The organism is Flavobacterium sp. N1736 (genome assembly GCF_025947065.1).
Classification (GTDB): Bacteria; Bacteroidota; Bacteroidia; order Flavobacteriales; family Flavobacteriaceae; genus Flavobacterium.
This window is the reverse complement of sequence record NZ_CP109994.1, coordinates 450,668-471,684: the sequence shown is the minus strand read 5'-3', so window position 1 is coordinate 471,684 and position 21,017 is coordinate 450,668. Positions and strand designations below refer to the sequence as shown.

18 protein-coding genes are annotated in these 21,017 nt (G+C 33.5%); 6 read left to right on the top strand and 12 right to left on the bottom strand.

Features of this window, described 5'->3' with window-relative positions; translation table 11 throughout:
* Positions 1–50: 50 nt before the first annotated feature.
* From OLM54_RS02025 to OLM54_RS02010, 4 genes are all read left to right on the top strand, one after another.
* Positions 51–1,979 carry a BatA domain-containing protein gene (locus OLM54_RS02025; protein WP_264536946.1) on the top strand — a complete coding sequence of 643 codons (1,929 nt, stop codon included), beginning with the start codon at positions 51–53 and terminating at the stop codon, positions 1,977–1,979.
* Positions 1,980–2,101: 122 nt separating this feature from the next.
* Positions 2,102–3,358, top strand: coding sequence for a dihydroorotase (locus OLM54_RS02020; RefSeq protein ID WP_264536945.1), 1,257 nt, complete (start codon positions 2,102–2,104; stop codon positions 3,356–3,358).
* Between the two features lie 5 nt (positions 3,359–3,363).
* Positions 3,364–3,690: a hypothetical protein gene (locus OLM54_RS02015; RefSeq protein ID WP_264536944.1), complete on the top strand. Its 327-nt coding sequence runs from the start codon at positions 3,364–3,366 to the stop codon at positions 3,688–3,690.
* 263 nt (positions 3,691–3,953) lie between these two features.
* The gene (locus OLM54_RS02010; protein WP_264536943.1) at positions 3,954–4,598 is read left to right on the top strand and encodes an alpha/beta hydrolase; all 645 of its coding nucleotides are present in this window, start codon (positions 3,954–3,956) and stop codon (positions 4,596–4,598) included.
* A gap of 49 nt (positions 4,599–4,647) precedes the next feature.
* Here OLM54_RS02010 and OLM54_RS02005 read toward each other — a convergent pair whose 3' ends face one another.
* Genes OLM54_RS02005 through OLM54_RS01995 form a run of 3 tightly spaced genes read right to left on the bottom strand, consistent with a single transcriptional unit; the run spans position 4,648 to position 6,395 of the window.
* Positions 4,648–5,070 carry a hypothetical protein gene (locus OLM54_RS02005; protein ID WP_264536942.1) on the bottom strand — a complete coding sequence of 141 codons (423 nt, stop codon included), beginning with the start codon at positions 5,068–5,070 and terminating at the stop codon, positions 4,648–4,650.
* 44 nt (positions 5,071–5,114) lie between these two features.
* Positions 5,115–5,618: a hypothetical protein gene (locus tag OLM54_RS02000; RefSeq protein ID WP_264536941.1), complete on the bottom strand. Its 504-nt coding sequence runs from the start codon at positions 5,616–5,618 to the stop codon at positions 5,115–5,117.
* A 12-nt stretch (positions 5,619–5,630) separates the two neighbouring features.
* Entirely contained in the window at positions 5,631–6,395 is a 765-nt protein-coding gene (locus OLM54_RS01995) for an MBL fold metallo-hydrolase (protein ID WP_264536940.1), read from the bottom strand.
* Between the two features lie 91 nt (positions 6,396–6,486).
* On the opposite strand from OLM54_RS01995, the gene OLM54_RS01990 reads away from it, so the two are divergent.
* Complete coding sequence (locus OLM54_RS01990; protein WP_264536939.1) at positions 6,487–7,947, top strand: TonB-dependent receptor; 1,461 nt, start codon at positions 6,487–6,489, stop codon at positions 7,945–7,947.
* Positions 7,948–8,070: 123 nt separating this feature from the next.
* On the opposite strand, the gene bcp is transcribed toward OLM54_RS01990, so the two are convergent.
* On the bottom strand, positions 8,071–8,523 hold the full coding sequence (bcp, locus tag OLM54_RS01985) for a thioredoxin-dependent thiol peroxidase (protein WP_264536938.1): 453 nt from the start codon (positions 8,521–8,523) through the stop codon (positions 8,071–8,073).
* 152 nt (positions 8,524–8,675) lie between these two features.
* Between bcp and OLM54_RS01980 the strand changes: the two genes are divergently transcribed.
* A complete protein-coding gene (locus tag OLM54_RS01980; RefSeq protein WP_264536937.1) occupies positions 8,676–9,332 on the top strand; it encodes an endonuclease III domain-containing protein in 657 nt (218 codons plus the stop codon).
* Between the two features lie 21 nt (positions 9,333–9,353).
* Here OLM54_RS01980 and OLM54_RS01975 read toward each other — a convergent pair whose 3' ends face one another.
* From OLM54_RS01975 to OLM54_RS01940, 8 genes are all read right to left on the bottom strand, one after another.
* The gene (locus OLM54_RS01975; protein ID WP_264536936.1) at positions 9,354–10,418 is read right to left on the bottom strand and encodes a tetratricopeptide repeat protein; all 1,065 of its coding nucleotides are present in this window, start codon (positions 10,416–10,418) and stop codon (positions 9,354–9,356) included.
* Positions 10,419–10,995: 577 nt separating this feature from the next.
* Positions 10,996–11,139: a hypothetical protein gene (locus OLM54_RS01970; RefSeq protein WP_194632483.1), complete on the bottom strand. Its 144-nt coding sequence runs from the start codon at positions 11,137–11,139 to the stop codon at positions 10,996–10,998.
* A 49-nt stretch (positions 11,140–11,188) separates the two neighbouring features.
* Complete coding sequence (locus tag OLM54_RS01965; protein ID WP_264536935.1) at positions 11,189–11,773, bottom strand: RNA polymerase sigma factor; 585 nt, start codon at positions 11,771–11,773, stop codon at positions 11,189–11,191.
* A gap of 320 nt (positions 11,774–12,093) precedes the next feature.
* Complete coding sequence (locus OLM54_RS01960) at positions 12,094–12,852, bottom strand: glycoside hydrolase family 16 protein (protein ID WP_264536934.1); 759 nt, start codon at positions 12,850–12,852, stop codon at positions 12,094–12,096.
* A gap of 81 nt (positions 12,853–12,933) precedes the next feature.
* The gene (locus tag OLM54_RS01955) at positions 12,934–14,601 is read right to left on the bottom strand and encodes a glycoside hydrolase family 16 protein (protein WP_264536933.1); all 1,668 of its coding nucleotides are present in this window, start codon (positions 14,599–14,601) and stop codon (positions 12,934–12,936) included.
* Between the two features lie 11 nt (positions 14,602–14,612).
* Positions 14,613–16,226, bottom strand: a complete 1,614-nt coding sequence (locus tag OLM54_RS01950; RefSeq protein ID WP_264536932.1) for a PKD domain-containing protein — start codon at positions 16,224–16,226, stop codon at positions 14,613–14,615.
* 12 nt (positions 16,227–16,238) lie between these two features.
* The gene (locus OLM54_RS01945; protein ID WP_264536931.1) at positions 16,239–17,720 is read right to left on the bottom strand and encodes a RagB/SusD family nutrient uptake outer membrane protein; all 1,482 of its coding nucleotides are present in this window, start codon (positions 17,718–17,720) and stop codon (positions 16,239–16,241) included.
* 11 nt (positions 17,721–17,731) lie between these two features.
* Positions 17,732–20,782 (bottom strand): SusC/RagA family TonB-linked outer membrane protein, encoded by a 3,051-nt coding sequence (locus tag OLM54_RS01940; protein ID WP_264536930.1) that lies wholly within the window; start codon positions 20,780–20,782, stop codon positions 17,732–17,734.
* Between the last annotated feature and the right edge of the window lie 235 nt (positions 20,783–21,017).

The window sequence follows — 21,017 nt, the reverse complement described above, 5'->3', positions numbered from 1 at the left end:
ACCAGTATCTTTGCGAAAAACAAAACGTAGCGAAGTAAATCAAAGCCAGAATGCACTTTAAACAGCCCGAAATTCTATACTTTCTCTTTTTATTGATTGTTCCAATTTTGGTTCATTTATTTCAATTACGACGTTTTAAAACCTCTTATTTCACAAATGTTCGTTTCCTTAAAGAACTTGCCGTACAAACCCGAAAAAGTTCTAAAATCAAAAAAAGATTATTATTAGCGACACGTTTACTATTGTTAACTTGTGTGATTTTAGGTTTTGCACAGCCTTTTTTTGAAGCCAAAGACAGTAAAAATGCAGCAAACGAAATGTATATTGTTTTAGATAATTCGTTTAGTATGCAGGCAAAAGGAAAAAAAGGCGAATTATTAAAACGCGCCGTTCAGGAATTGCTTGAAAACACGCCCGAAACTGCACAATTTTCATTGTTAACGAATACCGAAAACTTGTGGAATACCGATATTAAATCATCCAAAAGTTCTTTACAAAATCTAAAATACAGCGCAACTCCTTTTGAACTTTCGTCGATAATGGCGAAGATAAAAGCGCATAAATCAGCACATAAAAAAGATATTGTTATTATTACAGACGCCGTTGGTTTAGCCGAAAAAGATGTAAAAAATATTGATACCGAAGAAAAACCGTATTACATAATTCCCGAAGCAGAACAAAAAAATAATGTTTCTATTGACAGCGTTTTCATCAATCAGACTTTGGAAAACTTCTACGAAATAGGTATAAATTTATCCGCTTATGGCGAAGATTTCAAACCCATTTCGATGGCATTATACAATCAAAATAAACTGATTGCCAAAACAATAATCAATTTCGATTCGAAGAAAAAGAAAATCAATTTCACCATTCCAAAAGAAGCTTTCCACGGATATGTAACTATTGAAGATAATGGTTTGACGTATGACAACAAGCTTTATTTTAGTATTTCGAAAAGTAAAAAAACAAATGTAATTAGCATTGGCGAACCTGAAAAAAGCAACTTCTTATCGAGAATTTATACTGCCTCCGAATTTAATTATAACAACTATTCAATAAGCAATTTAGATTATAATAGTCTCGAAAAACAAAATACAATTATTCTGAATGAATTAATTGAAGTTCCTCAGGCATTACAAACCACTTTAAAAGCATTTGTATCAAAAGGTGGAAATCTTGTTGTAATTCCTGCGGAGAAAAGTTCAATTTCAAATCTAAATTCTTTTTTAGGCAATTTTGGAAAAATTCAGTTCAGAAATCTTGAAAACAAAGACAAATTAATCACTAAAATTAACTTTGATCATCCCTTATTTTCAGGCGTATTTGAGAATAAAATTACAAACTTTCAATATCCAAAAACAAACACTTCATTCGATATTTCGAGTCCATATCCTGCCGTTTTATCATACGAAGATCAAAGTGTATTTGTAACGATGATTCAAAATCCGGTTTCCGGAGTTACTGTATTTTCGGCACCAATAAATACATCAAATTCAAACTTTCAGCAATCTCCGTTAATTGTTCCTTTATTTTATAAAATGGGACAAAACAATCAAAAAACGGGCGTAAACGCCTTAACAATTGGCAATAACCAGCCTTATTTTGTTGACGTTTTATTAAGCAAAGATGCCATTTTAGAAGTAAAAGGAAATGATGATTCGTTTATTCCGATTCAGCAGATATTAAATAATAAGGTAAAACTAACATTCAATGATTTCCCGGATACTGCCGGAAATTATAGCGTTTTTGATAAAAAAGAATCAGTCGAAAATTTAAGTTTTAATTATAAACGAAGCGAAAGCGATTTAAGTCAGGTCAATACAAATGTGGTTTCTGATTTTAAAACTGCCGATACGATTTCGACCATTTTTAACACTTTACAAACTGAGCGAACTGACAGCCAAATTTGGAAATGGTTTGTTATCTTTGCACTGTTATTTTTAGCATTAGAAATGGCGATTATCAAATTCGTAAAATAAACTTAAAGTTTTCTTTTTTTGAATCATTAAGAGATTAAGTTTATTAAATTTTGCTTTAGCTTAATTTGACTTAATCTCTTAATGGTAAGAAAAATTTAATGTTTGAATAAAAAAATCTACATATGAAAATAATCATCAGAAGCGCCAAAATTATCGATTCAAAAAGTCCGTTTCATAACCAGACTGTTGATCTTTTAATTGCAGATGGTTTAATAGAAAAAATAGGAACTTCAATTCTTGATATTGAGGATACAACCGAAGTAAAATTTGATAATTTACATCTTTCTCAAGGTTGGTTTGACAGCAGTGTTTCGTTTGGAGAACCAGGGTACGAAGACAGAGAAACTATTGCAAACGGACTTAATGTTGCGGCAAAAAGCGGTTTTACAGGCGTTGCATTACAACCCAACTCCTTCCCTGTTATCGACAATCAATCTCAGGTAAATTTTGTAAAAAATAAAGCCAATGGTTTTGCTACGGAACTTTTTCCAATTGGTGCTTTGACAAAAGCAAGCGAAGGAAAAGATATGGCAGAATTATTTGATATGAAAAAATCCGGCGCTATCGCTTTTGGAGATTATAATAAAAGTATCGACAATGCCAATTTACTAAAAATCGCTTTGCAATATGTGCAGGATTTTGATGGTTTGGTAATCACGTATTCTCAGGATCCAAACATAAAAGGAAACGGTGTTGCTAATGAAGGAATTGTTTCTACAAGTTTAGGTTTGAAAGGAATTCCGAATCTTGCCGAAGAACTGCAAATCTCGAGAAATTTATTTTTATTAGAATATACGGGAGGAAAACTTCACATTCCGACCATTTCTACAGCAAAATCAGTAGGATTAATTAAAGAAGCAAAAGCAAAAGGTTTACAGGTAACTTGCAGCGTTGCTGTACATCATTTGGTTCTTACCGATGAAAAACTGGAAGGTTTTGATACCCGTTTTAAAGTTACGCCGCCATTGAGAACTGAAACCGACAGAAAAGCGCTTATAAATGCTGTTCTTGACGGAACAATTGACATGATTACTTCTGATCATAATCCGATTGATATTGAATTCAAAAAAATGGAATTTGATACTGCAAAAAACGGAACTATTGGTTTAGAAAGTGCTTTTGGAGCGTTATTGACTGTTTTGCCTTTAGAAACTGTAATCGAAAAATTGACTTTGGGAAAAGCGATTTTCGGAATTGAAAATAATACAATTACAGAAGGTTCAAAAGCCAGCTTTACTTTCTTTACTCCGGAAGGAACATCAACTTTTACAAAAGAAAATATTCTTTCAAAATCTAAAAATTCTGCTTTTTTAGGAACTGAAATTAAAGGTTCTGTTTACGGAATTTTAAATCAAAATCAACTTGTTATCACAAAATAATTACAATGAATAATACAATCGAAGAGGGAAAATCAATTGCCATTACCAGTTATATTTTAATAATTGGGGTTTTAATTGCAATGTCGATGAACTCTGAAAACAAAAATAGTTTTGCTTCTTTTCATATTCGTCAGGCTTTAGGTTTATCGCTGACTTTTATTTCTTTTGGAGCCATAATTAGTAATTTCGACAGCTTTTTTATCACTTTCCCAATGTGGATTTGTATTTCAATTTTATGGACTTATGGGATTTTTAGTGCTATTCAGGGGCAAACAAGACCAATTCCGTTAGTTGGAAATCTATTTCAAAAGTGGTTTAAATCTATTGGATAAATTTAATTCCAATTTTTGAAATTCCAAATTCCAATTGAAGTAAAATTTCAACTTCGAAACTATAAAAAAGAAATCCGTTAAAATATACGTTTTCGCTTTAGCTAATCTGTTGATCAGCGTATCAATTTAGAACACGGATGACGCTGATTTGCAAGCAAAAACGCAGATAAAAACAGATTTTTAATAAATAATCTAAACAAGCTTTATCAAAATTTGAAACTTTGCACAATTCACAATTCACAACTTACAATTCACAATCAAAAATGAATCTATCTTTAGAATATAAAATACAAGAACCAAAAGTTATACTAGACAAAAATCCTGTTTTGCTTTTATTACACGGTTACGGCAGTAACGAAGCTGATTTGTTTTCGTTTGCAACAGAACTTCCTGATAATTATTATATCATTTCAGCAAGAGCGCCTTATGATTTACAATATGGAGCTTACGCTTGGTACGCCATTAATTTTGATGCTGATCAGAATAAATTTTCAGATAATGAACAAGCAAAAACTTCTCGTGATCTAATTGCAAAATTCATTGATGAATTAGTTTCTAATTATCCTATTGATGCCAACAATGTAACTTTAGTTGGTTTTAGCCAGGGTTCTATTTTAAGTTATTCGGTTGCACTTACTTATCCTGAAAAAGTTCAGAGAGTTGTGGCAATGAGCGGTTATTTTAATGAGGAAATAATTAAAGAAGGTTTTGAGAAAAACGACTTTAAAAACTTAAAAATCTTCGCTTCTCACGGAACTGTAGATCAGGTTATTCCAATTGATTGGGCTAGAAAAACTCCTGCTATTCTTGAAAAATTAAACATTCCTGTTACTTATAAAGAATATCCTGTTGGTCATGGAGTTGCTCCGCAGAATTTCTTTGATTTTAAGAATTGGCTGGCTGAGTAGTATTTAGTATTAAGTCGCAGTTCAAAACTAAAAACTGCGACTGTAAACTTTACTCTCCTGTATAAATAATCTTCCCGTCTTTCTTCAATACATAACCTTTCCAGGGAATTAATTGTAAATTGCCTTTTGTCCAGGAATCACCTTCTGATTTTCTTTCGAGAAGAATTGGTTCTTTTTGAGTATCAAGAAAAAGCTCGGCTTTATTTCCTTCAAAAATTACATAGGCAACACTGGTATACGTTTTTCCGTCTTTAGCATGTTCCAGTTTTGTACCAGCTTCAAATAATCTAACACATTTATTTTTAAGAGCTGACCAAGTGTAACCTGCAGAACCTTTGCAGCCGTGAGTATCAACATCGCTGCCTACTACAACTTTTGCGGGTTTTGTTTCTATATTGTTTTCCTGAGAAACTTTTTTAGCACATGAAAATGTAAGACCAATTATAACTGAAAGCAAAAATATTTTTTTCATTTTTCCTATTTATTTATTAAATACAAATCTAGGAAAAATCTTTCTTATTTTTGATATAACAAGGATTGATTTATTTCGAAAGAGATACTTTCATCATCATTTACAAAGTATTTTAACAGGGCTTCACCCCATAATTCTCCGTTACTGAAATCAACAATAATCCATCTGTGGTTCAGGATTTTGACTTTGTTGATTATAAACTTCTTGTCATCAATTTTATCTTGTCCTGTATAAGGATTTCCGTTTGGATTGGAATTTAAGTCTAATAATTTTTCGGTTACAACGGGAATCAATTTTTCATATTGAATTATTTTTCCTCCTGTTGCACTATTATCAAAGTAGTTTTGAGCATTTTCATTGTGTGCTAAAGAAAAATAATCGGCTTCGACTAATTGGTTTGAAACCAAATTAATACTATCTCTAAGCTTTTTTGTAGTTTTCTCATATCTGTCTTCACCAAACTTTACTTCGCGGCTGTAAAACATATAAGTAAAAATATTCATTAATATCGCAAGGATAAAAAGGTAAAGCATTAAGGATTTTTTCATTTTGTAATATAATTAAATTGTAATTTCTAAATTGTCATAAGCCAGAAAGACATTTTCCGGCAATTGTTTCTGCACTTCTTCATGAAATCCTAAAACGTGGCTAATATGGGTTAAATAAGCTACTTCCGGTTTAACTAGATTTATAAAATCGAGTGCTTCCTGCAAATTAAAATGGGTATCGTGAGGTTCTACACGCAATGCATTTACGACTAAAACTTTCAAATTCTGCAGTTTTTTAATCTCGGCTTCTTCAATGGTTTTTACATCTGTGAGATATGCAAAATCATCAATTCGGTAGCCAAAAACCTGTAATTCGCCATGCATAACATTTACAGGAATCGCTGTTTTATCGCCAACAGCAAAAGGTTTGTCATTTACAACTTCGATGGTTTTTACACTTGGTGCGCCGGGATATTTATTTACAGTTTCAAAAACATAATCAAAACGGCGTTTTAGATTATCAATTACACGCTGATGTGCATAAACAGGAATTTCGCCTTGCCTGAAATTAAACGGGCGAATATCGTCTAAACCTGCTGTATGATCTGCATGCTCGTGTGTAAACAAAATAGCGTCAAGATGCCTGCAGCCGCAAGACAGCATTTGCTGCCTGAAATCGGGTCCGCAATCTATGACATACGAGTGATTATCCCACGTAATCCAAATGGATACGCGGAGCCTTTTGTCCTTAGCATCAGTGCTTTTACAAACGGGATGATCGACCCCAATAATTGGGATACCTTGAGAAGTACCAGTACCTAAAAAATAGATCTTCAATTGAACTTGATTTTTTTACAAAAATAGGGATTATTTCTCTTTCATTAGAAGCCGAATTTGCTAACTTTGTAACAAATCTATTTAAAATAAAATGGGTACAGAAATAAAACTCAAGGGTGACAAGGTCATCGAACAGATTCCTTCTATAAAAGACAAAGCGTTACGCATTAATTTAAACGAGAATATTTACGGAACATTTGCTGAAATTGGTGCTGGACAAGAGACAGTTAGGCATTTTTTCAGATCCGGAGGTTCATCGGGAACTATTGCAAAAGCAATGTCTGCCTATGATAAAGATTTTAGTGACGCCGTTTACGGTATTGAAGGTGACGGCCGATACGTGACAGAAAACCGTTTGAAAAAAATGCTGACTTTTGAAGGTGAGCTTATCGAAGAACGTTTGAGCCGTGAAAAACATCCAAATAAACTTTTTTTTAGTTACGCCAATACGGTTGCCACAATAGATTTTGCCAAACAATTTAAAGGTCACGGCTGGGTTGGAATCAGATACCAAATTGAACCTGACGAGGCTTATAACGAAATTATTCTGCACATTCGTTTTAAAGAAACTGACGCAAGACTTCAACAAGAAACACTGGGAATTTTAGGTGTAAACTTAATTTACGGTGCTTTTTACAAATACAACGATCCTAAACGATTACTTCGTTATTTATACGATCACTTAGACAAAGACCAGCTTGAAATTGATACTATTAACTTCTCAGGACCCCGTTTTGCTGATGTTGATAATCGTTTGATGAGTTTACAATTGGTTAAAAACGGAATGACGGATGCGGTAATGTTTAATCCTGAAGGAAAAAATATTCTGCCTGCTGCTATTTTATACAAAAAGAATCTTCTTGCTTTAAGAGGAAGTTTCCGTCCGGTTACGAAAGTAAATATGGACATGTACGAGAAATCATTAAAGATGTTTCTTGAAGAAAACAAGGTTGAAAAAGACAATACTCTTGTTGTTTTTGAGATTACACTTTCGAATTTGCGTTCGGATGGTGAAATTGATGAACGCGACTTTATGGACAGGGCTGAATTGCTTTGTTCTCTGGGACAAACTGTTATGATTTCAAATTTTCAGGAATATTATAAGGTTGTTGAATATTTTGCTAATTATACCAAAGCCAGAATGGGATTGGCAATGGGAGTTAACAATTTAGTAGATATTTTTGATGAGAAATATTACCGTCATTTAAGTGGCGGAATTCTGGAAGCTTTTGGAAAACTATTTTACCGCGATATGAAAGTTTTCTTATATCCAATGCTTGATGAAAATGGTGTATTAATGAATTCAAGCAACTTAAAAGTACATCCTAGAATGAAAGAATTGTACAAATTCTTTAAATTCAACGGAAAAGTGGTTGATATTGCTGATTATGATCCGCATAATCTGGAGGTTTTCTCTCGCGAAGTTTTAAAAATGATCAATCAGGGAAAAACGGGTTGGGAACATATGCTTCCTACCGGTATTCCGGAAATTATAAAAGAACACCACCTTTTTGGTTATCATCCGGAAAAGGAATTGGAGCAAAATGCATAAAAAAATCCCCAAAAAGAAAGGTTTTCTTTTTGGGGATTTTTTTTTAGTTTTCAGTTTTCAGTCACAGTTTTAAGTCGCAGTTTGTCAGGCTGACAACTAAAAACTGTGACTGAAAACTGAAAACTACTTCAAAATCTGTGCGGCGTGTTCTTTGGTTTTTACTTGTGAAATTACCTCATCGATAATTCCGTTTTCATCGATTACGAAAGTTGTTCTGTGAATTCCATCGTATTCTTTTCCCATGAATTTCTTTGGTCCCCAAACGCCAAACGCGTTGATTACAGATTTGTCTTCATCTGCTAATAATGGAAAAGGAAATTCGTATTTGTCTTTGAATTTTAATTGTGCTTTCTGACTATCGGCACTTACGCCTAATAGTTCGTAATTATTAGCTTTAAAACGTTCAAAATTATCTCGTAAGTCACAAGCTTCGGCGGTACAACCCGGCGTACTTGCTTTTGGATAAAAGAAAACTACTAATTTTTTTCCGGTATAATCAGCCAGTTTATGTGTTTTTCCGTCTTGGTCTACTCCTGAAAAGTTTGGTGCTTTATCACCTTTTTGTAATGTTATCATTTATTTATATTTTTTAGATTATTGGATTTTTAGACTAGTTTAGATTTTAGGGCTACTTAGATTTTAGAAAATAATTTAAAAATAATTAACCATTTACAATTTACAATTCACAATCAAAATAGTGCTATTTTTACATCAATAAAAATACGGAAATGAATAAAGAAGCCCGCGTACAATTTGTTATAAATACGTTAAAAGAACTCTACCCTACTATACCTGTCCCTTTAGATCATAAGGATCCTTATACATTATTAATTGCTGTTTTGCTTTCGGCGCAATGTACAGATGTTCGTGTAAATCAGATTACGCCTTTGCTTTTTGCAAAAGCTGATAATCCGTATGATATGGTGAAAATGTCGGTGGAAGAAATTAAGGAAATTATTCGCCCGTGTGGATTGTCGCCAATGAAATCAAAAGGAATTCATGGTTTATCTGAGATTTTGATTGACAAATATAATGGTGAAGTTCCGCAGAGTTTTGAGGCGCTTGAATCGCTGCCTGCTGTTGGTCATAAAACGGCAAGTGTTGTAATGTCACAGGCTTTTGGCGTTCCTGCTTTTCCGGTTGATACACACATTCACAGATTGATGTACAGATGGAATCTCTCGAACGGTAAAAATGTGGTGCAGACTGAAAAAGATGCGAAAAGATTATTTCCCAGAGAAATCTGGAACGATTTACATTTGCAGATTATTTGGTACGGACGTGAATATTCGCCTGCAAGAGGCTGGAGTTTAGAGAAGGATATTATTACGAGAACGATTGGCAAAAAATCAATAATCGAAGAAGCCGCTAAAAAGAAAGTTTAGCGGCTTTTTTGATATTTCTATTTATTGACTGCTTTTTAACGCATTGTATTCATTTGTCATATCCAGCGATCTGTATATTCCCAAAAGTGATTTATATGCGTCTTCGTTTTTGGGTTCGATAATCAATGCTTTTTTCAGATAAGGAATTGCACTTTTTACAATTTCGTCTTTTTGAGCGTCCAGTTTATCGTATTCTTTCATTTCTGCCGGAGAGTTTCCTAATAAAGCCATTTGATCCACTAACACTTTTTTTAATTGCACTTTTACATAAGCCAGGTTGATGTAACAATCAATACAATTTTGATTGAGCTGTATTCCTTCATCATAATATTTTTCGGCATTAGGATAATCTTTGGTTTCCATATACGAGAAAGCCAGTGAATTTAATATTTCTTCTTTTTTAGAAGGTGGCGATGCATCTCTTGGTTTTTCATATAAACCGGCTATAATATTTGATTCTCTTGCACTTCTGTTAATAAAAGCTTCTTCTTCTTTTGTTTTTTTGTTTGTAGCATAAAAAACAATTCCTTTTCCGCTATAGTTTATTTTCTTTAGCCTTTCATAATATTTTATTGCCGATGGGTAATCTTTTCCTGTTAAGGAGGCTGATGCAGCATTGAGTAAGTTTAAGGTGTCTTTTTTATCAAACTGGTACACTTCGTAGCTCTTATCTGCGCTTTCTTTAAATTTCCCTGCCTTGAAATCACTGTAAGCGCCATCTACAAGCTTAGATTTCATTTCTTTTAACGCTAAGTTTGCCTTAAATGCATATTTGTAATTGCGGGAATCGTTTTCATACAAAAGTACATCCTGATAGGCACCGGAAGCTATAGCAAAATTTGCTGCAGCATCTATATTTTTGGTTGCCAAATCTTTATAGACATTTCCTTTTGTAAAAAAGAAATCCGATTTTATTTCATCAGGAGCATTTATAACGAGATATTCTACTTTTTTTAGAATTGCACAAGCTTCTTCGGTTTTTCCTTTTTCAAAATAAGATTGCGCTTCTTTTATTTCATCTTTTTGAGCAAATGCTGCGTAATTTATCAATAGCAAGATTGATAATATCTTAATGTTCTTTTTCATTTTTCAATTAGGTTTGGTTGTTAAATAGAACTAACGGCTGGTTTATAATTTTTTGGTTTACCGTTTTCGGGACAAATAATAAATACTTAAAGTATATTGTAAAAGTGCTTCTTTTACTTAACTATAAATTAAGATTCACAACAAAACAAAATGAAATAGAGGCAGTGTAATTTTTCTTCATAAATTATTGGTTATTGGTTAAACATTTATTTCTCTGACATTTAGCATAATTTTGAATATTTTTAAACATCTCAAGCATTTTAATACGAAAAACTTTCTATTAAAGTAATTTAGCTGAATAAAAAAAAACTTTTTAACTAAAATAAGATAAATATTGAATAAATCAATAAAAAATATTTAAAATATCAAACTTTAACAAACAAGCATTTTAAAATGTCTGTAAAAACTAAGAAATAATTACTTAAAATTTGATATACAATAGGATAACAATGAAATAAAAAATAGGAAGCAAAAAAAAACTCACTATCTGTATTTAAATACAAATAGTGAGCTTTTTAACCAAAACGACCATTTGGTTTTTCTTTCGAAATAAACATCCGACAAAGTAGTGGGCTGTTTAATTAGCTATAATCTCAAAACTTTTATCATCAATTTTCACAACTGTAAGTGCTTGTGAATAGTTTAATAAAAAAGAAACCACTTCTTTTTTAGGTTTTAAGTTTTTTGAAGCTAATGCCTTTTTAGAGTAAATTTTCGCCATACTATGAAATGATTTATTATAGTATAACGAGCTAACATTCAAAATAGTATTAGTTGGTTAAAATAATTTGATGTTTATCAATAATTTTTCTCAAATTCATTAATGCATAACGCATTCTGCCTAAAGCTGTATTAATACTCACGCCTGTAAGCTCTGATATCTCTTTAAAGCTCATATCCTGATACATACGCATCACTAATACTTCTTTTTGATCTTCGGGAAGTTCTTCTATTATTTTTTTCAGATCAACTTCAACCTGATCAAAAATCATTTTATTTTCGATTGTTAAAGAGTCATCAGACATTACAGAAAAAATAGAAAATTCTTCGGTTTCTCTGTACATTGGCATTTTTTTGGTCTTGCGGAAATGATCGACAATTAAATTGTGAGAGATTCGCATTACCCAGGGTAAAAATTTACCTTCTTCGTTATATGAGTTGGATTTTAAAGTTTTAATAACTTTAATAAATGTATCCTGAAAAATGTCGTTTGAAATATCTCTATCAGCGATCTTAGAATATATAAATCCATATATCTTAGACTCGTGCCTTTTTATTAATGTTGCCAGGGCATTTTCGTTGCCTTCAACATAATTTTTTACTAATAGAGCGTCTGGAATATGCAGATCAGCCATAATACTACTTTTTTAGTTCTTGTTTAAAATTTGGAGTAATTTCTAAAAAGTAGTTTTATATAATAGGCTTTCCTGAGTTATGTTAATATTGAGTCCAAATTTAACAAATATTTTTTTTAAAAAGCAAATGATTCATGTAATAATTAATAATAAAATCACAAATAATATACATTAAAATTAAACTTTGCCAATAAACTAATCAAAAATGTCAAATAATTGGAATGTTTTAACAAATTAAAAATAGTGATGTAAATTATCTAAATATCTTATTTTAAACAAGTTACATCACTATTTTTAGTAGTATTATTAGTATTTAAATCTTATTGATAGACTCTTACATAGTCTACATAATACTTTTGCGGCAGTACGGTATCATCTACCTCAGGCCCTCCAAAGTTACCTCCAATGGCTAAATTTACAATAATATAAAATGGTTTATTGAACGGCCAGGTGTCTTCGTTTTTAACTTCGGGATTAAATGTATAGACGAGTGTTGTATCAACAAAAAAATCAATTTTATCCTTTGTCCATTCAATGGCATAAACATGATATCCTTCTTCTATTTTAGGAAATTCTGTTCTTTTTGTATTAATTGTATTTCCATGGCTGTCTTGCGTATGCAATGTAGTATAGACCATATGAGGATCACGTCCTATATATTCTAAAATATCTATTTCGCCTGTTTTTGGCCATTTTACTTCATCTATATTAGCGCCAAGCATCCAGAAAGCAGGCCACAAGCCATGACCAACGGGCAGTTTTGCTCTGGCTTCTATTCGTCCATACAAAAATGATTTTTTACCTTTTGTGGTTATTTTGGTCGAAGTATATTTATCTCCTTCTTTTCTGGCTTCGATAATTAAATTGCCGTCTTTTATTTCGTGATTGGTTTTGGTATAAATTTGTCTTTCATTATTTCCATAACCGCATAAATTTGGACATCCATCGCCTAATTCGAAATTCCAAAAGGATTCATTTACTTTCTTTTTATTGAAATTTTCTTCCCAGACAAGTTTTCTCGCTGTTTGTTGTGCCAGACAGAAACTGCTTATCATAAATAGTAATACTACTTTTTTCATGCTGTTCTTTTTAAATTACAAAAATTAAGAAGGCCAGCCTAAACTGACCTTCTTACTTCATTCTTACTAATTAATTATATTCTATTGATATACTTTTACATAATCAATCTCCATTGTAGATTGTGTAAAAGCTGTATCAATATTACCGCCCAGATTTCCTCCCATTGCTACATTTAGAATTAAGAAAAAGTCTTTATTAAATGGTAGAGAACTGTCATTTGGAACTTTGTGAATTTGTACATCATCAACATAAGTTGTTACAGATGCCGGACTCCAAATTGCTTTATAAGTGTGAAATTCTGTTGAAACATTAGGAATAGTTTTTGAACCTGAGTTTCCGCCTCCTCCGGAATGTCCGGGATAATGCAGCGTACTCAGAATTACATTTTGATTGTTTCCTACGTGTTCCATAATATCAATTTCTCCACAAGCCGGCCACGGATTGGTTGCAAAATTTGATCCAAGCATCCAAATTGCAGGCCAGGTTCCGGCGCCAATTGGAAGTTTAGCGCGAATCTCGATTTTTCCGTAAGTAAATTTAAATTTACCGTCGGTTTTTAATCTCGCCGAAGAATAATCTGCACCTCCTGAAGCTTCTTTTTTAGCTGTAATTTTCAAGCTTCCGCCCTGAACGATTACATTTGTTGCTGCGTTGGTATAATTTTGTTTTTCATTATTTCCCCAGCCATTGTCTCCTTTTCCAAGATCATAATTCCATTTTGTTGCATCTGGCGCTCCATCGGTATTAAATTCGTCTGACCATACTAAATTTGTATAATCTACTTCAGGACCATTGTTTTGAGTTGGTTTTGTGGTGGTAAAAATATGATACCATGCCAAGGCAGGATTTCCTCCCATAACGGCTCTAACCACCATTCTGTTTGCTGTAATTGACAGGATTTCATAAGAACTCTGACCAATATAATACCCCATAAATCCTCCATCGGCGAAGTTTAACATTGTTCCGCGCGTTTGTGTAGCGTGATCCGGATTTTTTGTTACAAATGATTCTGAAGGGCTTAACGTTACTGTTTTTTTACCACTTGTATTATAGCTTAAACATGCGTCATCTGGCGAGCTTCCTCCTGCTACACTTGCAAAAGCAGCATTAAAGAATGTGGATCCTCCATTATCTAATTCAAATTTCAACTGCTCTCCATCAAGTGAGAATGTCAATACATTATCGTATAAACAACTGCTTGCCGGCGAAGCTGCTTTTTCAAACGCTGCTGCCTGATAATAATTTGCATAATAATTTTTAGTGGCATCGCCATCATTTTGACCTACACCTAAATGTCCTGGTTCTGATGCTGACCAATACCATTTTTTAGATGATCCGGCAGTTAAAAACTGAACGGCTTCGGGATCACTAAAGTCGCTTAAAACGGTAACATCAATCGCCGTGTTTGATGCAACTCCTCCTCTGCCTGTAGCGATAACGGTAACAGTATAAGTGTTAACGTCGGTTTTGGCAAAACGCTTCGTAAGTTTCCCACTTGGAGAATTTTCTGAAGTTCCGTCGCTAAATACGTATTTATACGAAATAGCATTATCTGCAGTAGCAATTAATTTTACTGCTCCTGAACCGTCTCCGTATGGAGTATCGGCTGTTTTTCCAACAATCTCGGCTGTTATTTTAAGATTTGTTGGTGCATCTATTGATCCAAATGTGTAATCGTCTTTTTGACAACCCGTCATCAGGAGAATCGCAAATAAGGATACTATTTTTATGATTATTTTTTTACTCATGATTTCTTATTTTAATTGGATTGTTTTATATCGTCAAAATAATAGGTAGAACCTGTTCCCATTTGTCCAAAGTCAGGAAATAAAATTACTCTGTCGTATTTAATGCTGGTACTAAAACCAGCCGCACTTGTAAGATCAAATGTTAAAACCTGCCATGCATTTGCTACCGTTGTTGCTGCATGAACTTCAATAAATACAGTTGGATTATTATTTCCATCTTTTGGAGACGTTGAAAGTTCCATTTTGTACAATATATCAGCGCCCACCTTTGGTGACCAAACATTTACTTTTACTGTTGTTCCTTTTGTATAATCGAGCGTGTTTTCCAAATTTAAACTTGCACCGCCCCAAACTTCTGCGCCTGCTTTTTTGTCTAATTTTAAAACTTTATCAGATACATTAATTCCGGTTTTATTTGGATTTGCAATAATAGATGCATCAACATTACCAAAACCACCCCAAGTATACGTTAACGAAGCTGATTCAAAATCAAGTGGCAATTGAATAGCTTGTGAAGCTGTTTTGTAGAAATAAATATTATCAACAAAAACAGTTCCGCCAGCCCATGGTGTTCCTACCAATTTTAATTGAAAAATATCTGCAACTGTTAATCCCTGACTCGTAAATGCCGAAATTGGAATATCAATACTTGTCCATTGATTCGCCGTTAGATCTTTTACAACTGGTTTTTCTCCGTTGGTTTTACTAATTAAAGAAGTTTCGATTTTTTGCAAATCTGCTGTCCAGACATCCATATGCAAATATTCCATACCAGAAACATCAATCGTAACATTATCTGCCAAAGCAATTCCCTGATAGCTTAATTTAATATAATTCAGCATTTTATCTCCATTTAAATCAAACTCAGTCCAGCTGCTGCCTTGTCCTGCCTGACCCCAATCCGGAAAATAATTAGTTCCTGCTACATTGGTGTATTTCGAACCATAAATAGAAATTACATCGCCCGCTTGTCTGTTTGGCGGAGCCGGTGCCGATGTTGTTGGATTAAGAACTAACTTGGCTGTAACCTGAAGTGTTTTTTCTGTAGTTTGTATCGCAGCGCTTTTTGAAACTACACGAATGGTGTAAACTCCGGCTTCCTGATACGTATACGAAATGGATTCGCCATTATTTGCCGAAACCGGATTTGGTTTTCCTGTTTCTCCAAAATAAACATCATAAAACAAAGCAAAATCTGCGGTTGCCTTAACGGTTATTTTTTTAGATACTGATAAATCATTGGTTACTTCTACAACTAAATTTTGAGGTGCTTTAAATGAAACCACAACTTCCTGATCAACTTGGGTTGTTTTTCCATTTAATCCCATTGCTATAATTTTAGCATGATAAACGCCTTCTTTATAATTGTGTGCTACATTTGCTCCTGTAGAAAAATAATCTGACTGGGCACTTCCATCACCAAAATCAATTTTATATTGCGTTACACCTTCACCATTAGGCAAAAAAGTAACCTTACCTGTATTGTCCTGCGTTACTGTGGTCAAAGCCGATATATTCGTTGGCGCACTTAAACCTTCTAAATCAATATCGCTGTTTTCATCGCTTGAGCAACTAAAAAATAGTGCCAAAACGAAAAGACTTATAATAGAATGTATTTTTTTCATAATTGATGTTTTTTAATATCCTGGATTTTGTTTCCAATTTCCGTTTGCAAACTGAATTTCTTCAATTGGAAGTGGAAATAATTCGTTTTTATTCGCTTTAAAACCTGGAATTGTTCCGACTGCTTTTCCGGTTCTAACCAAATCGAAAAAACGATGTCCTTCTCCAAAAAGCTCCAATCTTCTTTCCGCCAGAATAAAATCAGTCAATGCTGCGCCTGAAGCTGATATGTCGTGATTATTATCTCCAAAAGCACGTCTTCTAACCTGATTTAGATATTCTCTTGCTTTTCCATCATCAATTCCGCCCCTGTTATACGCTTCGGCAGCCATTAATAAAACATCTGCATAACGAATTGACCTGTAGTTGTTTGGGTTTGTTAAATTCAAATCTCCGTTGGCATTTGCGCTTCTTTTTCTTGGAAGGTACTTTCTGTTGAAAAATCCTGTGTCTTCATTCCCTTTTCCGTATGATACGCCACTATTAGCTGCAGCAAAAGCTACAATATCTAAAATAGCAACATCTTTACGTTTGTCTCCAACTTCAAAAGCATTTGCTGATTCCTGTGTTGGGATATTAAAACTAAAACCAGAAGAAAATAATGGTCCTGTATAATTTCGAATTCCGCTAAAACCTACAGCAACGTTTCCTTCGCTACATTGTAAACAAGTAAAACCTGCTCCTTCAACATCTGTATATTGAACTTCAAAAACAGATTCAGGTCCGTTTTCTCCATCCGCTTCAAACAACTTATTATAATTTGTTTCTAATGAATAAGATGATGTTGTTATTAAAGCCTGCAAAGTAGTTGCCGCTTGTGCAAATTTTCCCTGATACAAATAGGCTTTTCCTAATAATGCCTGAGCAGCTCCTTTTGTAGCCCGTCCTTTTTGAACAGCATTTGGAGATAAATTTTCCGACGCGAATATCAAATCAGATTCGATAGAAGCATACACTTCTGCAGCTGATGAACGCGGAATTGTTTTTTCATCTCCAATTTTAAACCTCGCATCGCCTTTCATTGGTATACCACCAAACCATTTTACTAATTCAAATTGGTAATACGCTCTAAGAAAACGTGTTTCGGCTATAAGCTGTGTTTTTCCTGCAAAATCTGTTTTGTTTTGAAATTCAAGTATATAATTGGCTCTTTGAACCCCGGCAAACATCCAGTTCCAGATATCTCTTAAATTACTGTTTACTTCCGTATGAATCATGTCGTCTACTTGTTGAAAACCAATTACATCTGTAGGGCTTTCTCCTCCGCATAAAGTATTATCCGAAGCAATTTCTCCTAATAAAACATTTACATAAGAGGACTGAAGCAAATCATAAGCGGCAACTAATGCATTGTCATAATCTTCTTTAGCATTAAAATAATTTTCAGAATCTATAGAATAAGGCACTTTAGGATCAACAAAATCATCTGAACAAGAAGTTGTTACAGTTGAAATCAATGTTATCGTCAGCAGTGTTGTAAATAAATATTTTTTCATTTTAATTGAAATTAAAAATTAATGTTTAAGCCCAATAAATAAGTTCTTGGGATAGGATAGAATCCGTAATCGATTCCACCTCCAATTGGTGCCCCATTTGAAGCGCCAGGGTCAAAACCTTTGTATTTGGTAAATGTGTATAAATTATTTACTCCCGTATAAAGTCTTAATTTTGTTATTCCGGCTTTTTGGGATATCTGTGGATTAAGTGTATATCCTACCTGAATATTCTGGATTCTGAAATAAGAAGCATCTTCAACAAAATAATCTGAAAAATTATTATTTGATGTAGCACTTGTGGTCACTCTCGGCACAGTGGTGCTGGTTCCTTCTCCTGTCCATCTGTCCAAAACATAATCTAATCGATTTGCATAAGGATTTGTTCGTTCATAATTACGAACCATATCGTTTCCGACAGAAGCAAATGTGTAAACGGCAAAATCTAAATTTTTATAATTCAATTGTAAATTGAATCCCATTGTGGCATTTGGAATTGGATCTCCAATATTCGTTTTGTCTTTTGTATCAATTACGCCATCTCCGTTAACGTCTACAAAACGAAGATCACCCGGTTTAGCATCGGCACCTAAAGCAAGCTGAGACGGATGCGCATCAACTTCGGCCTGATTTTGAAAAATACCGTCTGTTTTATATCCGTAAAAATATCCGATAGGCAATTTTTTCTGACCCGGTAAAGCTTCTTCCATTCTTGCAGGAAATGGCTGTCCTACTCCAAAAGCACCACCTTCTATAACTCTTGTTCCATTATTAACTTCTAATACTTCATTTTTAATGAATGTTACATTATAACCAACACTCATATTGAAGTTATCTGAAAATTTTGCTTTATAATCTATCGCAAATTCCAATCCTGAATTTCTTACTGTTCCTGCATTTAAAGTTGGAGAACTTGCCCCCGGAGCACCTGTGCCATTAATTCCTGAAACCGGAATATTCGGGATTAATAAATCTTTTCTGGTATCGATAAAATAATCTGCAACTATAGAAAATTTGTCATTGAATAATCTCATATCAAAACCAACATCAAATTTTTTGGCTTCTTCCCATTTTAAATCAGGATTTGGCACTTGTCCCGTAGCAGTTCCGTTAACTAATGCTTTATCAAAAACGTAAGTTGCTTCTCCGTTTAAAAGTCCTAAATAACCATAATTTGGAATTTGGTCATTTCCTAAAGTACCGTAACTGGCTCTGAATTTTAAGAAATTTACTGTTTTTGATTCTCCAAAGAAACCTTCATCAGATATTACCCAACCTCCTGTAAAAGAAGGAAAATAAGCCACTTTGTTTCCCGGTCCGAATTTGGTAGATGAATCACGTCTAAGCATTGCAGAAAGCAAATATTTCCCTTTATAATCATATTGTACTCTTCCAAAATAAGAAAGCCTTCTTTGGTCGTATACATAAGAAGTATTGTTTAGCGTATTTGACAAACCTTTTGTTAAAGAAATATCCGCATACTCCCAGGAGTTGTTTGGCACATCATAACCAGTTGCAGTAAGGCCGTTACCCCATTCTTTAAAAATAGTTGTACCAATAGTTCCCACAATATTATGGCTTTCAGCAATTTTAGTTGTATAAGTTCCAAAAAGGTCAAATGAATAATTGTTATCATTTACAGCACCTTGAGTAACAGAGCTTCTTTGTACATCAAAAACTTTTCCGCCATAACTAATTTGTTTTCCAAATGTTTTTGACTCACTGTTTGAAGTATTAAAACCTATTGAACTTGATAATACAAATCCTTTGAAAATTTTATAATCCAAACCAAAATTTCCGTTTATTTTTTTGTAGTTGTAATCATTATATGTATTATCAATTTGTGCCAGCGGATTGATGATTTCGTTTCCTAAAGTGGTTGGTATTTTAGTAAAATCACCATTATCATCATATACATTAAACGTTCCCGGTACATTTAAGGCATTAAACAAAACAGAACCTAAACCATTCTCGTTTAATGTTTTTCGGGTAAAATAAGTGTAAATAACGTTTGTTTTTAATTTGAATTTATCACTCAAATCTGCCGTCATTCCTATTCTCGCCGTATTTCTTAAAAAACCGGATTTATCACCGCCAACAATTCCTTCCTGATCTAAATGTGAACCACTTATAGAGTATGTGATTTTTTCTGATCCGCCCGAAATAGTTAAATCGTTATTAATAATAGGAACTCCTTTTTTAAATACTTCGTCTTGCCAGTTTGTACCATTTCCTAAACCACTTACATTTGGATAAGGAAGTGCCTGACCGCCATTAGCATAACTTTCGTTTAATAAAAGCGCATATTCTGTAGCATTTAAAGTTGGTAATTTTCGGGATGTTTCCTGAAATCCTGTATAGCTATTAAAGGATACTTTTGTTTTTGTATTTTTTTTACCCATTTTAGTAGTAATCAAAATAATTCCGTTTGCACCAATAGTTCCATAAATAGCCGCTTGCGCATCTTTAAGAACTGTAATCGTTTCAATATCATTTGGATTAAGTAAACCCAATTCACCAACATAACCATCAATAATTGCTGTTGGGCCATTTTGACCATTTGTTGCAACACCACGAATACGAATATCTAATCCCGCACCCGGCGCTCCGGATTGTGTTGTAACATTTACACCTGCAACAGTTCCCTGCAGTGCTTGCTCTACTTTTATTGGTTTTAAAATATCAAGTGTTTTACTGTCGACTACAGAAACTGATCCTGTTACTTCTCTCTTCTTTTGGCTACCATAACCAATCACTACAACTTCGTCCAATGATTTAGAATCCTCACTCATCTTGACAGTAACTTTTGGTCCCGAAACCACAATTTCCTGCGTTCGATACCCTATATAACTTAAAACAATTGTGGTGCCGGTTGAAACACCCGAAAGTTTAAAAGATCCATCGAAATCTGTAGTGGTGCTTTTCGACGAATTTTTAACTTTTACATTCACGCCAGGCAATGATAAACCTGCGCCATCAAGTACAGTTCCGCTTACATCTAATGTTTGCGCGAACGCAAAAGAAGTAAACAGTAACAATACCATTAATAATAATTTTGGTTTCATAATTAGTTAGTTTTTATTGAAGATAAATTTATCTTATCTGTTTAAGAATACGATAAAATTAACCACAACAAAAAACATACATCATAAAAAAAATACAGTAAAAATAAATATACATCAAAAAACACCCTTGTTTAACTACAAAACAAGAATGTTAATTTCTTTAACAAATAAGTGTTAAAAACACAACAAAAGGTTAATGTTGTGGTAATGTATAGTTGCTTTTGAAGCAATTTCT